Here is a 13,989-nt window from a genome sequence, read left to right on the forward strand (position 1 = left end):
CGAAGGACTGCCGAGGAGCTCAGCCGACGAGGTCGCGCGCCAGCGTCTCTATCCGGTCCCGCCACTCCTCCAGCACGGAGGTGTGGCCGGTCGCGCCGGTGTCCGTGACGACCAGCCGCGCGCCGTGTCCGGTGCCCCTGGACAGCTCCCAGCGCACCCGTCGCCCATCTTCGGCATGAATGGCCCCGGGCCGCTCCGGCCCCGCCGGTGCGACCGTGAACTCCACGTACGCCGGCGTCTCCGCGCCAGGCCCCGCGCCCGGAGCCCCCGGCGTACGGACGGCCGTGACGGTCCCCTCGCCGAGGCGGTCCGGCACCGGGGCGCCGATCGTCGCCGCGGCGGCCCCCACGGCGTTCCAGACCTCCTCCACCGGCCGCGTGAGCTGCCGCTCGAACCGCACCTGCCGGCCGCCCGGCCCGTCCGCTCGTCCGGCCACCGCCTCGGTGAGCCCGAACGCCTCCACGTACGCCTGATGGAGCTCCGGGAAGTTCCCCTCCGGCCACTCGGGTGACCGTCCGGCGACGACCGCGTCCAACGCGCCGAGGCAGACCTGCCACCCGGAGGCGTAGCTCGCCGCGGCCGGGCGGTCGTCGAAGACCTGCGTGAAGACGAGCAGGCAGCCGCCGCCCTCCTCCGGCGAAAGCTCGAAGCGCAGCAGGTTGTCGCCCTCGCGGGGCATCTCCGGGGTGGAGCGCTGGACGAAGGCGAACACGCGGGGCGGGTCCAGCTCGGTGATCTCGGCGTCCAGCGTCATGCCGCCACCGAACACGATCTTCCCGCCCACCCGCAGGTCCATCTCGGCGACCGTGAACGGGAACCACAGGCCGAGCCGCTCGGGCTCGGTGATCGCCCGCCAGACCTTCTCCCTCGGGTGGGACAGCCTGCGCTCCATCCGCAGCACCGGCCGTCCGTCGAGCTCGTCGAGCGTCGCCTTCACGTCATCTCCTCCGGGTCGTCGTCGGGCGTCTCGTCCAGATGCCTCTCCAGCGCGTCGAAGCTCGCCGACCACAGCCTCCGGTACGGCGCGAGCCACGCGTCGATCTCGGCGAGCGGCTCGGGGCGGAGCTCGTACCACCGGCGCTGGGCGTCCCTGCGCACGCGGACCAGCCCGGCCTCGCGCAGCACCTTGAGGTGCTTGGAGGTGCCGGGCTGGGTCAGGCCGAGCCGCTCGGTGAGCTCCCCGACGAGGCGGGGGCGTTCGAGCAGCAGGTCGAGGATCCGCCGCCGCACGGGCTCGGCGAGTACGTCGAAGGTCGCTGGCACGACCCCGAACATACCCGCTCGGCTATATTCCCGCAAGGTTATGTAGTCAGCTGAGGATCTCGTCGAGCTCCTTCAGGGCCGCGTCGTCCGGCCGCCATCCGGCCGCCGCCGCGTTGGCCGCGACCTGCTCCGGCCGGGTCGCGCCCGCGATCACCGACGACACGGCGGGCCGCGCGAGCAGTCCCCCGATGGCCACGTCCAGCAGGGTCACGCCCTGCCGCTCGGCGAACTCCCGCAGCCTCTCCACCACGTCGAACCGCTCGCCGGTCAGATACTGCGGACGGCCGGCGAGGCGGCTGCCCTCCGGCGGCTGCTCCCCCCGCCGATACTTGCCGGTCAGCAGGCCGTTGGCGAGCGGGAAGTACGGCAGCAGGCCGATGCCGTGGTACGTCAGCGCCGGGACGAGCTCCTGCTCCACCCGGCGGTCCAGCAGGCTGTACTCGTTCTGGGCGCTGACGAAGCGCTCCAGACCACCGGTGCGGGCGATCCAGTCCGCGTCGGTGACCTGCCAGGCGGCGAAGTTGGACGAGCCCAGGTAGCGGACCTTCCCCTCCCGCACCAGGTCCGTCAGGACCGACAGGGTCTCCTCGACCGGTGTGGACGGATCGGGGAAGTGCAACTGGTAGAGGTCGATCCAGTCGGTCCCGAGCCGGCGCAGCGACCGTTCGACCGCCAGGCGGACGTAGCGCCGCGAGGCCCGCGCGCCCCAGTCGGGCCCGTTGGCGCCGTGCACGTCCCCGCCGAACTTGGTCGCGAGGACGACCTGGTCGCGCCGCCCCTTCAGCACCTCGCCGAGCAGGGCCTCCGACTCCCCGTAGATGTCCGCGGTGTCGATCAGCGTGACGCCGGCGTCGAGCGCGGCGTCGACCACGGCGCGCGTGGCGTCGAGGTCGATCCTGCGGCCGAAGTTGTTGCCGCCGAGGCCGACGGCCGAGACGACGAGCCCCGAGTCCCCCAGCCGCCGATAGGTCATCTCCGTCATGGTTCCCCTCACAGTCCCCTCACCGTCCGCCTCGCCGGCGGCGGAAGCATCACCTCACCGTATTTCGCGCCATCGGAGAGGCCGTCCGGGGGGCGCACGGCGGACGCCCGCGAGAGGATGCCGGGCATGACCACCGTGCGGCACGCTGTCCGGGCCATCCTGTTCGACGGGGACGACGTCGTCCTGTTCCGCCGGGTACGGCCCGAGCGTGAGCCTTACTGGGTCACGCCGGGCGGCGGGGTGGAGCCGGGCGACGTCTCCCTGGACGCGGCGCTGCGCCGCGAGCTCGACGAGGAGCTGGGCGCCACGGCGGGACCGGCGCTGCACGTGTTCACCCTCGCCGAGCCGGGCCGCCTGAGCACCGTCTTCGCCTGCCGGCTCGTCTCGCTCGACCTGTCGCGCCGCAGCGGCCCGGAGTTCCTCGAACCGGACGTCGGCCTGCACCAGGTCCGGCGGGTCCGCCCCGCGGAGGTGCGCACGCTGAACATGGTGCCGCCGGAGCTGGGGGAGTTCATCTCGGCGAGCGCCGCCACGCTGCCCGCGCTGCTCGACGCCGCGACGTACGCCCCGGGCCGGTACCGGCCGGTCGTGGACGTGCATCTGCTGCTGACGGACGGGGACAGGGTGCTGCTCGGCCGCCGCCACGGCACCGGGTACGCCGACGGGGAGTGGCAGATCATGCCGTCCGGGCACCTGGAGGACGGGGAGACGGCCGTCGACGCCACGGTCCGCGAGGCGCGCGAGGAGCTGGGCATCGAGCCGTACGGCTGCGAGGTGGTCCACGTGATGCACCATCGCAACCCGGGCGGCACGGCCCGCGTCGGGTTGTTCCTCGTGCCCAGGGGATACACCGGCACGCCGGTCAACGCCGAGCCGCACAAGTGCGCGGAGCTGGGCTGGTTCCCGATGGACCGGCTGCCCGAGCGGACGGTGCCGTACGCGCGGGCGGGCGTCGAGGCCGTGCGCCGCGCGCTCGCCCACGGCCGGACGGCCGTCGAGTCGAACGGGTCCCGCCCGCCGGTCTTCTCCCTGCACGGGTGGGAGACGCCGGGCGCGGCGGAGGCGGCGGCCGAGGCGGCGCGGTCCGGGTTCGAGGAGGTCACGGTCTGTCTCGTCGGCTGGCTCGACGGCACGCCGCTCGTGCGGTCCGACGAGGAGACCGACCGCCTGCCCTCGACGGTCGTACGGCCGGGGGAGGACGTCGAGGCGGCGCTGGCGCGGATCGCGGCGGCCGGGGCGATCGGGGAGACGTGGTTCGCGGGCGCGGACGACTACGTCTCGCCGGCCGGACGCCTCGGGCGGCGGCTGGCCTTCGCCGCCCGCCTGACCACCCCGCCTGAGGGCGTGGTGCCGCTGCCGGCGGGGTCGCTCGGCCGTCTCCCGTACGCCGAGCGGGCGTTCGTCCGCTCTTCGGGACTTCTGTACGGCGTGTCCGGCCGATAGCCTGGTCCGGGGCGTGCCGGGAAGTCTGGTCGGCGAAGGGGTCTCCCATACCCGGGAGGCCGGACCGCCGACCGGAAGGCAGCCGTGAGCACAGCCGTACGTCCTGGGCAGGTGAGATCATGCGTGCCCGTGATCTCCTAGTGCCGTTCCCCACGGTGGGGCTCGATTCCCCCGTCGCCGAGGCCGCGCGTCTCATGGCCGAACGCGAACTGCCGGGGCTGATCGTGCTGGACGAGCACGGCACGCCGGTGTCGATCCTGCCCGGTACGCAGGTGCTGCGCCTGGCCGTGCCCCGCTACTGCCAGGACGATCCGGCGCTGGCCCGGGTGATCGACGAGGCGCACGCCGACGCGTTCGTACGCGCCCTGGGCGGGCGCACGGTCCGGCAGGCGTTGCCGGAGCGTCCGCGCGAGCTGCCGGTCACCGACCCGGACGCCACTCTCCTGGAGATCGGCGCGCTGATGGCGCGCACCCGCAGTCCCCTGGTCGCGGTGCTGGACGGCGGCCGGCTGCTGGGCGCGGTCACGCTCTCCGCGCTGCTCAAGCGGCTCGCATGACGGTGACGGCCTGGGTGGCGGCGATCGTCTTCGCCGCCACATACGTCCTCATCGCGACCGAGAAGATCCACCGGGTCAAGGCCGCCCTGGGCGGCGCCGCGATCATGCTGCTGGTCCACGCGACGGCGGCCGGCTCCGCGTTCTTCTCGCAGGAGTCCGGCGTGGACTGGAACGTCGTCTTCCTGCTGCTCGGCATGATGATCATCGTCGGCGTGCTGCGGCAGACCGGCGTGTTCGAATACCTGGCGATCTGGGCCGCCAAACGCGCCAGGGGACGGCCGTTCCGGCTCATGGTCCTGCTCCTGGTGATCACGGCCCTGGCGTCGGCGCTGCTGGACAACGTCACGACCGTGCTGCTGATCGCGCCGGTGACGTTCCTCGTCTGCGAGCGCCTCGCCCTGCCGGTCGCGCCGTTCCTGATCGCCGAGGCGATGGCGTCCAACATCGGCGGCACCGCGACGCTCGTCGGCGACCCGCCGAACATCATCATCGCCTCCCGCGCCGGGCTGACCTTCAACGACTTCCTCGTCCACCTGGCGCCGCTGGTGATCGTGCTGACGGCGGTGTTCATCGGGCTGTGCCGGGTGCTGTTCCGCGGCGCCTTCCGGTACGACCCGGAACGGGCCGCCGAGATCATGCAACTCGACGAGAAGGCGGCCATCGAGGACCGGGTCATGCTCGTGCAGAGCCTGTCGGTGCTCGGGGTGGTCGTCGCCGCGTTCGTGCTGCACCCGGTGCTGCACTACGAACCGTCCGTCGTGGCGCTGCTCGGCGCGGGGCTGCTCGTGCTGGTCACCAAGATCACCACGGACGAGGCCCTGCGCGAGGTGGAGTGGCCGACGCTGGTGTTCTTCGCCGGGCTGTTCGTGATGGTCGGCGCTCTCGTCGAGACCGGCGTGATCGCCCAGGTGTCGCAGGCCGCGGCGGAGGCGACCGCAGGGCGGCCGGGCGTGACGGCCATGGTCCTGCTCTGGGCCTCGGCCGGGCTGTCGGCGATCGTGGACAACATCCCCTACGTCGCCACGATGAGCCCGATCGTGGCCGACCTCGCCCAGCACGTGCCCGGCGACCACGACGTCCTGTGGTGGGCCCTCGCGCTGGGCGCGGACCTCGGCGGGAACGCCACCGCCGTCGGCGCCTCCGCCAACGTCGTCATCCTCGGCATCGCCGAGCGCAACGGCGCGCGCATCAGCTTCTGGGAGTTCACCAAGTACGGTCTGATCGTCACCGTCGTCACCGTGGCCCTGGCCACGCCGTACCTCTGGCTGCGCTACCTGCTCTGAGTCCGGCTCAGTGGAGCCGGAGTGCCGGGCGATCGCCCGACAGCTCCAGCGATTTTGCCCGTATGCGCATTTCGGCCTGATTTCGGGAATCCGCGTCCCCGGTCCGCTCATCGGACCGGGGAATTGCGCTCGCGAATATGAGTAGGGGGATACTTACGCCAGCCGACCGCGATTCTTCGTAACGTTTCTTCGAGGAGCCCGTTATTCGGGAAGCCCGCCCCCGTTCCCTTCGGACGACCCGGCCCGTCCCGTCCGGGCGACCCCGACCCGTCCCCCTCGGACACCCTCGACTCGTTCCGGAGACGATCATGCCGGTACGCCTGATCGTGGCCCTCGCCGTGGCCGCCGCCGCGTTCTGGGCCACGCCGGCGCGGGCCACGAGCTGCCCACCCCCGCCCAACGTGACCGGTCAGACGTACGAGCAGGCGTACGCGACGCTCAACGGCCATTTCGGCTATGGGGTCGTGACCGTGCCCGATCCCGTGCCTCCCGGGACGAGTTTCGTGAGCAGCGCGGAGACGTTGTCGTGCATCGAATTCAAAATCACGGGTGTCCGGGTTTACCTGGAAGGGCAGGTGCCCGACCTGACCGGGATGACGCTGACCGCGGCCACCGCCGAAGCGGAGAAGGCCGGATTCGGCGTGACCACCGGGCAGCCGGAGGCCACCGGCGAGTGGAAGGTCGCCCAGCAGACTCCCGCGCCCGGCGGGCGGCTCGCCTACGGGCAGGCCGTCAGCCTGCTCCTCGACGGCTCGACCGAGGTGCCGTACCTCATCGGCCGTACAGTCGCGGAGGCGCGGCAGATGGCGGCGGACCGGGGGCTGACGCTCAGAGGGGCGGACGACGCGCGCGACGACCAGATCGTCGAGGACCAGAACCCTCCCGGCGGAGACGAGCTGACCATCGGCGACGCCATCGACGTCGTCCTGAGCGAAGTGTCCCCGGTGAGCCCCTCCGTGAGCCCACCGGTAAGCCCACCTGTGAGTCCACCGGCGAGCCCGGACGACAGTCCCTCGCCGAGTCCCCCGGAGTCGCCGCAGCCGGAGGAGTCGCCCGAGGCGAGCCCTGAGCCGGTGCCGACGGTCGCGTTCTCCGGCGAGGAGACGGGCTCTGACTTCGGTGTGCAACCGTGGCTCGCCGTCGTCGTGGTCGCCGCCGCGCTCCTCGGCCTCGCCGGATGGAAGGCGCGGGACGGCCGGCGCGCGCCCGACCGGGACCACGACCGCCGCCGGGAGGTGCGACTCGTCTCCCGCGCCGACCCGTCCCCGAACGTGCGAATCCACGAGAGCCGCGACTCCCGCCCGGCCGTACGCCTCCACGCGGTCGCGGACCCGGGTCGGCAGGAGATCCGGGAAGGCCTGTCATGAACCTGACCATCAACCCGAATCCGGGCACGGCCGCCCTCGCGCTCTATGACGGCGCGCGCGGCGCGGTGGCCGCGGCGGCACGCCTCGTCCGCGACCCCCAGGTGATGAGCACGATCTGCCGCGACGCCCCGGACCTCGCCGGACAACTCGTCGCTCAGCTGCCCGAGGCCGGCGCCGGCCTGCTCCACGGGATCACTCTCGGGACGGTCCTCGCGGCCGGGTGGCAGAAGTCCGGCGAACTGCGGGCCGCCGCGGTGCGCAGTCACGAGGAGGGCTTCCGTGGGAAGACCAACCAGACCCGTCTGGCCGCGCACTCGATCACCTCGGAGCACCGCCCGTACGTCGAGGTCTACACCGACGAGCGCAAGGTGCTCACGATCACGTTCTCCGTCGATCTGACGTTCACGATCGGGCTGCTGTACGCGGGTATCCGCGACGGGCGGCTGGTGACTCTCCACCCCGGCGGGGACTGCGAGGTCGCGGTGAGTTGGGGGATGGAGGGATTCAAGATCGGTGAGAAGAAGGTGCCGATCCGCATCCCAGCCGTCGCCGTTCCCCTCGGCGCCGGAATCCTGCTGGCCCGGCCACCCTCCTGACCACGTCCCGCGTTCAACTTCCGGACGCGATCGTCAGGCACTGCTCACCCCTGCGTACCGATGACGAAAGGAAATGTTCAGCCTGGCGGAATTTGATCGTATCGCCTGCTGTATGCACGAAAGGTACGTCTGTGAGCTCCTCCCTCTCCCGCCGTGATCTCATGCGCTCGGCCGCCGCCGGCGGCCTCGGCATCGCCGTCGCGGGCAGCATCGAGGCCATCGCCGGTCCCGCGGCCGCCCAGGCCGTCCAGGCCGGGGTCGGCAAGACGACCGGGTACGGGCCCGTCGTCCCCGACCCCGCCGGTCTGCTCGCCCTGCCGAAGGGCTTCTCCTACAAGATCGTCGCTCAGGCCGGGACGACGAAGCTGGAGTCCGGCGAGCCGACCCCGAGCGACGCCGACGGCACCGGGTGCTTCGCCGGCCGCGACGGCTGGGTCCTGGTGAACAACCACGAGATCGGCGGCAGCGAGCCGTACGGCGTGCCCGCCCTGCCCGGCCTGACCTACGACCCCGGCGCCAAGGGCGGCACCACGAACATCGAGGTGGACCGGAACGGCAACCGGGTGCGCGAGTACGTCAGCGTCGCGGGCACGCACAACAACTGCGCGGGCGGCATCACGCCGTGGAACACCTGGCTGACCTGCGAGGAGACCGAGCAGCGGGCCGGGGGCGCGTTCCAGAAGGACCACGGCTACGTCTTCGAGGTGGACCCGTTCGACCGGGCGGCCAACCGCGACCCGGTCCCGCTGAAGTTCCTCGGCCGCTACTCCCACGAGGCCGTCGCGGTGAACCCCCGCAACTCGGAGATCTACCTGACCGAGGACGCGAGCGGTCCGAACGGGCTCTACTTCCGGTGGGTCCCGCCGAAGCACTTCCACGCCCGCAAGGGCGCGCTGCGCGCGCTGGCGCTCGGCCCCGGCGGCGACACCGCCGGGAAGCTGCAGGCCATGCGGTGCCGCAAGGGCGGCAAGCACATCGCCGACCTGTCCGAGGCGACCCAGCCGGGCACCCGCTACAAGGTCGAGTGGGTCGACGTGCCGGACCGGGACGCCAAGACGACCTCGGTGCGCAAGCAGTTCACCGACGACCAGGTCACCCGCAGCCGCAAGCTGGAGGGCGCCTGGTGGGGCGACGGCGGCGCGTACTTCGTCGCCAGCTACGCCCGGCACGACGACGGCAGCAGGAACGAGCACGACGGCCAGGTCTGGTTCTACGACCCCGAGTCGGAGACCGTCACGCTCAAGACGATCTTCGGTGTCAACCCCGACCCGGAGCAGGACACCCACTACGACGGGCCGGACAACATCACCGTCTCGCCGTACGGCGGGGTCATCCTGGCCGAGGACGGCGAGGGCCTGTCGCACCTGGTCGGCGTGACCGACAAGGGCACGCCCTACCCGATGGCCCGCAACGAACTCAACGACAGCGAGTTCACCGGCCCGACGTTCAGCGCGGACGGGCGCATCCTGTTCGCCAACATCCAGACCCCGGGCTACGTCTTCGCGATCACCGGCCCCTGGACCCAGAAGCACGACGGGCACGGGCACGGACACCACTGACCTACCTGAGGCGTCCACCCCACCCCCCGGGTGGGGTGGACGTGTTTCCGGGGGCACCGTGTTCCAGGCAGCACCGCGTTTCCGGGCAGCGCCGTGTTTCCGGGGAGCACCGCGCCGGGTGACCGGCACGGCTCAGGCGAGGAGGTGGGCGAGGCCGAGCCCGGCGGCGGCGGCGAGGACGCCGAGGACCAGGCTGCCGAGCGCGTTGAGCCCGGCCTCCAGGACCGCACCCTCCTCCAGCAGCCGTACGGTCTCGAAACCGAACGTGCTGAACGTCGTGAACGCGCCGCAGAAGCCGGTGCCGAGCAGGGTGACCATCGCGGCGGGCAGCCCGAGATCGTCCCGGGCGCCGAGCAGCAGCCCGAGCACGAGCGACCCGGACACGTTGACCGCCAGCGTGCCCCAGGGGAACACGCTGTCGTGCAGGCGCTGCACCAGGCGGTCGGCCAGATAACGGGCGGGAGCTCCGACGATGCCACCGAGGAAGACGAGCAGCAGGGTCACGGCTCCGCCCGCCCCGGCTCACGCCCCACGTAGCGGTAGACCTCCACGGAATCGACGATCACCAGGCCCTCGGTCACCAGTTCGTCCAGTTCCGCCACGAACGCGCTGATCCTCTCCGGGACGTCCACGATGACGACGGCGATGGGCAGGTCCTCACTGAGTGACAGCAGGCGGCTGGTGTGGATGCGCGAGGAGGCGCCGAAGCCCTCGATGCCCCGGAACACGCTCGCTCCCGCCAGGCCCATCTCGTGCGCCCGATGGACGATCTCGGTGTACAGCGGCCGGTGCCGGTACCGGTCGCTCTCGCCTATCAGGATCGTCAACCGCTGCGCGGGGCCGTGCAGTCTCATTCGCCCCTCCTCCCGCGCCGCCGTACGGGGAGGCCCGCCAGGGCGCGGGCGAGGACGACGCCGCACCAGACCGCGATCAGCCCGGCGACCATGCTTGCAGCGGCGTACGCACCGGCCATCGGCCACGCGCCGTGCGACGACCTGTCCACGATCTCCGTGGTGAAGGTGGAGAACGTCGTGAATCCGCCGAGGACGCCGACCCCGAGGAACGGACGGACGTAGCGGCGCGGCGGCCAGACGTCGAGGACGAAGACCATCAGGGCTCCGAGCGCGAAGCAGCCGGTGACGTTCGCGAGGAACGTCCCCCAGGGGAATCCGGTGGGCGGCGCGGGGAAGGCCCGGCCGAGCAGAAACCTGGCCACGGCGCCGGCTCCGCCGCCGAGCGCGATCACCGCGAGGACGTCCCAGCCGCGGCGGCGTGCGGGGGCCGCCGGGCGGAACACGTCCCGCTCGTGCCGGAGGTCCACGTCGGGGTCGATCGGCAGGCCGGCCTCTTCCCGATCGCCGTGTACGCGCCGGCTCACGCCGTCCTCCTCGTCCTGGTTACCCGGCCTTCCGGGTTCGTCGCCCATCCGTGGATCCCGTACGCCGGTCGCGGAGGGGGTGCGAAGGGAGCCGGTCCACACGAGTGGGTCCCAGTCTACGAACCGGCCCGTGGCGGCCACCGGCCGCCGTGGCCGCAGGCGAGCGGCGGATCAGCGGACTCTGTCCCTAATCGGGAATTTTTTCGGACCACAAATATCATGTTACAGAGAGTGGATGAGCGGGACATCCGAAAGCCGCCACTTTCCGGAAGTCAATCCCCTCCGACCTGGCCAAACCCAGAAAACCGACATATGGCAATTACTTAAACAATCGGCCATATATGGTTCTATTGACATTAAACCGCGGTCGCCGTTGACTTGTTAAGTATGGGCGTGATCATGAAGACGAAACCGGCGGGGGTGCCGCCGGGACGATCCGCCGGATCCGGCCCGCACACGACTACGGTCACGCCTTGCTGAGCGCCGCCGGCGTCTCCGGCGTCTCCGGCGTCTCCGGCACGGCCGGCCCCGCCCGGTCGTACGGCCCTCCCCTCACCGTCGACCTGCGCGGAACGCCGGGATCGGTGTCGTGGCGGCCGGTGGACATTCAGCCGGGCAGCGAGCCGGACGCGGAGGCCCTGCCCTGCGTCGTGCTGGCCGACCGCGCGGGCTGCGCCGAGTTCGCCGTCCTCCAGGACGCCCTGCACCACCTCGGCGTGCCGAGCGTGCGCGTCGACGCCGAGACCATCGCCTCGCTGCGGCTGTCCGCCACAGTCGGCGCCACGGTCGGCGCCGGCGACGCGAACGGTGTCGCGGGCGGCACGACCGGCGGGGCGACCGGCGGCGGGATGTGCGGTGTGCTCGACCTGGACGGCCGCCGCATCGCGCCGACCGTCGTGTGGGCGCGCCACTTCTCGCCCCGGGCCATGCCCGCGACGGCGGACGCCGTGGAGACCCTCCTCCGCGCCGAGTCCTGGCACGCGCTGGTCCGCCAGCTCTGCTCGCTGGCCCCGGCGAGGCTGCCCGGCAACCGGCCCGGCAGGCTGGAACAGCTCGCCGGTGCGGCGAGGGCCGGTGTCCGCGTCCCCCGTACGGTCGTCACCACCAGCCCGGCGAAGGCCGCGGCCGCCATGGACGGGCCCAGAGTCGTCGTCAAGGTCGTCGAGGAGCACTTCGTCGAGACCGAGCCCGGGCTCCTGACCGGGGTCTTCCCCGAGGTCGCGGCCCGCGAGGAGGTGCTGCGCCGGCCCGCCCTCGACTACCCCGTCATCGTGCAGGAGTACGTCGAACACGACACCGAGCTGCGGGTCTACCACGTCGCCGGCGCCCTGCACGCGTACGCCGTGGGCAAGCGGTCCCCTGACTCGCCGTGGCGCGAGGAGGGCGAGGTGACGGTCACCCCGGTCGCCGTCCCGCCCGCGGCCGCCGACGCCGTACGGCGGCTCGCGGGCCTGTGGGGGATGACGTACGGCGCCTTCGACCTGCTTCTCAGGAAGGACGAGGTGGTGTTCCTGGAAGTGAACGCGGACGGCGACTGGCGCTGGTTCGAGGCGAAGGCCGGGGGACACGCGGTCTCCACGGCGGCCGCGCTCGCGACACGAACGCTCCATCTGGCGGCCCTGGGCAACGCCGTGCCCCCGGCGCCGCTCGACCTCGTCGACTTCCTCCTGCTGGGCGCCCGGACAGCCGGTTCCGTCCGGTGACCGGGGTCGCCGCGGAGACCGGGACCAAGGAACGCACCATGGGTGACGCGATCTCACCGCGACTGCACTGCTCGATTCTCGGTCCGCTGGAGGTCCAAGTGGCGGATCACCGCGCGGTCATCGGCGCTCCGAAACAACGACTGCTCCTGGCGATCCTGCTGTGCCACGCGAACGCGGTCATCCCGTCGGAGCAGTTGATCGACTGTCTGTGGGGCGAGACCCCGCCACGCACTGCGCGCAAGAACCTGCAGGTCTACGTGTCCGCGCTGCGCAAGATCGTGGGCGACCGGATCAGCTTCCAGGGGTGGGGCTACCGGATGCGCGCCGACCGCGAGGAACTCGACCTGCTGCGCTTCCTGGAACTGAGCAGGTCGGGCCGCGCCGCCGTCCGGAGCGGAGACCTCCCGTCCGCCGCCACGCTGCTGGGCGACGCCGTCAGCATGTGGCACGAACGGCCGCTGGTCGAGTTCCGCCACGTCCCGCTCGTCGCCGCCGAGGTGGGCCGCTTCACCGAGCTCTTCCTGTCGGTCTACGAGGACTGGGTGGAACTGGAGATCGAGCTCGGCCACCACGTCGAGGCCCTGGGCTCCCTCGACGTCGTCGCCGCGCGGTTCCCCGCCCGCGAGCGCGTCGCCGCGGCGAGGATGACGGCGCTGTCGCGGTGCGGGCGGGCCGCCGAGGCCTTGTCCCATTTCGAGGGCCTGCGGCGGCACCTCGCCGCCGAGATGGGCATCGACCCCAGCCCGCTGATCAGGCAGCTCTACCAGACCATCCTCCGCGGTGACGGGCCTCCGCCCCCGCGGCTTCCCGGCCTGGCCGGCGCCGCCGCCCGCCCCCGGGCCGTACGGGCCCTGGCGAACCGGCTGCCCCGCGACGTCGACGACTTCGTCGGCCGGGAGACGGAGGTGCGGCGCGTCCTCGAGGAGCCCGCCCACGTGACGGTGATCACCGGCGGGCTGGGCGCCGGCAAGACCGCCCTCGCCGTACACGTCGCGCACCTGCTGGCCCTCCGCTATCCGGACGGCGCCGTGGTGATCCCGCTGCGGCGCGACGGCGTCCCCCGGCCGGCCGCCGGCGTCCAGCGGGAGATCCTGGAGAGCGTGGGCCTGGATGTCACCGGCGTGCGCGAGGACGACGCGCTGGCGTCCGTCTGGCGGTCCTGGCTCGCCGACCGGAAGATCCTGCTGGTCCTCGACGACGCGCCGGACGAGGCGAGCGTACGCGTGCTGCTTCCCGGCACCACGTCGAGCCGGGTCCTGGTGACGAGCCGGAGCAGGCTCAGCGGGCTGGAGTCGGTGGCCCGGATCGGTCTCGGAGACCTGTCCGCGAGCGAGGGCGTCGAGTTCCTGAGCCGGGTGATCGGCCGTGACCGGGTGGCCGGGGACCTGCCCGCCGTCCTGCGGATCTTCCGGAGGTACGGGCTGTCGCCCCTGGTCCTGCGCCTGCTGGGGGCCCGGCTCGCCGGGCTGTGGCACCTGCCGCTCAGTCTGCTGGCCGAGCGGCTGGACCGGACCGCGAACGTGCTGGACGAGTTCGTCGCCGGGGACGTGTCGCTGCGCCGGCGGTTCGAGGAGTCCTACGCCCACCCGTCGTGGCCGCACCGCACCGCGTTCCTCGCCCTGGGCGCGCTCGGCGGCCCGGTCTTCGGGCACGAGGAACTCGTCGAGGCCCTGGACCGCGCCGGCGAACCGGGCGAGCGGGTCGTCGAGTCCCTCCTGGAGGCCGGCGTCCTGTCGATCTCGCAGACCCCGGCCGACGCCGAGGTGGTCGCCCACTCCCTGGCGTACGCGATGTCACCGCTCGCCCACCGGTTCGCGGCCGAACTGCACGGAAACCGGGAGCGCTGACGGACCGGGAT

14 protein-coding genes are annotated in these 13,989 nt (G+C 72.2%); 8 read left to right on the forward strand and 6 right to left on the reverse strand.

Going from position 1 to position 13,989, the window contains the following annotated elements; all coding sequences use genetic code 11:
- Positions 1–19 precede the first annotated feature (19 nt).
- Genes FED44_RS03670 through FED44_RS03680 form a run of 3 tightly spaced genes read right to left on the reverse strand, consistent with a single transcriptional unit; the run spans position 20 to position 2,245 of the window.
- Positions 20–937 (reverse strand): SRPBCC family protein, encoded by a 918-nt coding sequence (locus FED44_RS03670; RefSeq protein WP_138459733.1) that lies wholly within the window; start codon positions 935–937, stop codon positions 20–22.
- On the reverse strand, positions 934–1,263 hold the full coding sequence (locus FED44_RS03675; RefSeq protein ID WP_111697521.1) for an ArsR/SmtB family transcription factor: 330 nt from the start codon (positions 1,261–1,263) through the stop codon (positions 934–936). The genes FED44_RS03670 and FED44_RS03675 overlap by 4 nt, the downstream gene beginning before the upstream one ends.
- A 46-nt stretch (positions 1,264–1,309) precedes the next feature.
- On the reverse strand, positions 1,310–2,245 hold the full coding sequence (locus FED44_RS03680) for an aldo/keto reductase (RefSeq protein ID WP_208758810.1): 936 nt from the start codon (positions 2,243–2,245) through the stop codon (positions 1,310–1,312).
- A gap of 126 nt (positions 2,246–2,371) precedes the next feature.
- On the opposite strand from FED44_RS03680, the gene FED44_RS03685 reads away from it, so the two are divergent.
- The 6 genes from FED44_RS03685 to FED44_RS03710 all read left to right on the forward strand — a co-directional run bounded on the left by FED44_RS03685 (position 2,372) and on the right by FED44_RS03710 (position 9,050).
- Positions 2,372–3,688, forward strand: coding sequence for an NUDIX domain-containing protein (locus tag FED44_RS03685; protein WP_167521384.1), 1,317 nt, complete (start codon positions 2,372–2,374; stop codon positions 3,686–3,688).
- 119 nt (positions 3,689–3,807) lie between these two features.
- A complete protein-coding gene (locus FED44_RS03690; RefSeq protein WP_111697468.1) occupies positions 3,808–4,245 on the forward strand; it encodes a CBS domain-containing protein in 438 nt (145 codons plus the stop codon).
- Positions 4,242–5,528: an ArsB/NhaD family transporter gene (locus FED44_RS03695; protein ID WP_138459734.1), complete on the forward strand. Its 1,287-nt coding sequence runs from the start codon at positions 4,242–4,244 to the stop codon at positions 5,526–5,528. Before FED44_RS03690 ends, FED44_RS03695 begins: the two co-directional genes overlap by 4 nt.
- Before the next feature lie 308 nt (positions 5,529–5,836).
- The gene (locus tag FED44_RS37985) at positions 5,837–6,895 is read left to right on the forward strand and encodes a PASTA domain-containing protein (RefSeq protein ID WP_138459735.1); all 1,059 of its coding nucleotides are present in this window, start codon (positions 5,837–5,839) and stop codon (positions 6,893–6,895) included.
- Positions 6,892–7,491, forward strand: coding sequence for a hypothetical protein (locus FED44_RS03705; protein WP_138459736.1), 600 nt, complete (start codon positions 6,892–6,894; stop codon positions 7,489–7,491). The genes FED44_RS37985 and FED44_RS03705 overlap by 4 nt, the downstream gene beginning before the upstream one ends.
- A 131-nt stretch (positions 7,492–7,622) precedes the next feature.
- Entirely contained in the window at positions 7,623–9,050 is a 1,428-nt protein-coding gene (locus tag FED44_RS03710; RefSeq protein WP_244301685.1) for an alkaline phosphatase PhoX, read from the forward strand.
- Between the two features lie 132 nt (positions 9,051–9,182).
- Here FED44_RS03710 and crcB (FED44_RS03715) read toward each other — a convergent pair whose 3' ends face one another.
- The 3 genes from crcB (FED44_RS03715) to crcB (FED44_RS03725) are packed head-to-tail and all read right to left on the reverse strand — an operon-like array spanning position 9,183 to position 10,428.
- Positions 9,183–9,554, reverse strand: a complete 372-nt coding sequence (gene crcB, locus FED44_RS03715; RefSeq protein WP_138459737.1) for a fluoride efflux transporter CrcB — start codon at positions 9,552–9,554, stop codon at positions 9,183–9,185.
- Complete coding sequence (locus FED44_RS03720; protein ID WP_111697463.1) at positions 9,551–9,904, reverse strand: DUF190 domain-containing protein; 354 nt, start codon at positions 9,902–9,904, stop codon at positions 9,551–9,553. Before FED44_RS03720 ends, crcB (FED44_RS03715) begins: the two co-directional genes overlap by 4 nt.
- Positions 9,901–10,428 (reverse strand): fluoride efflux transporter CrcB, encoded by a 528-nt coding sequence (gene crcB / locus FED44_RS03725; protein ID WP_244301686.1) that lies wholly within the window; start codon positions 10,426–10,428, stop codon positions 9,901–9,903. The genes FED44_RS03720 and crcB (FED44_RS03725) overlap by 4 nt, the downstream gene beginning before the upstream one ends.
- A 473-nt stretch (positions 10,429–10,901) precedes the next feature.
- On the opposite strand from crcB (FED44_RS03725), the gene FED44_RS03730 reads away from it, so the two are divergent.
- Positions 10,902–12,131, forward strand: a complete 1,230-nt coding sequence (locus FED44_RS03730) for an ATP-grasp domain-containing protein (protein ID WP_138459739.1) — start codon at positions 10,902–10,904, stop codon at positions 12,129–12,131.
- Between the two features lie 38 nt (positions 12,132–12,169).
- Positions 12,170–13,978 carry an AfsR/SARP family transcriptional regulator gene (locus FED44_RS03735; RefSeq protein WP_138459740.1) on the forward strand — a complete coding sequence of 603 codons (1,809 nt, stop codon included), beginning with the start codon at positions 12,170–12,172 and terminating at the stop codon, positions 13,976–13,978.
- Positions 13,979–13,989: the final 11 nt, after the last annotated feature.

The sequence above is a fragment of the Microbispora triticiradicis genome (assembly GCF_005864065.1).
GTDB lineage: Bacteria > Actinomycetota > Actinomycetes > Streptosporangiales > Streptosporangiaceae > Microbispora > Microbispora triticiradicis.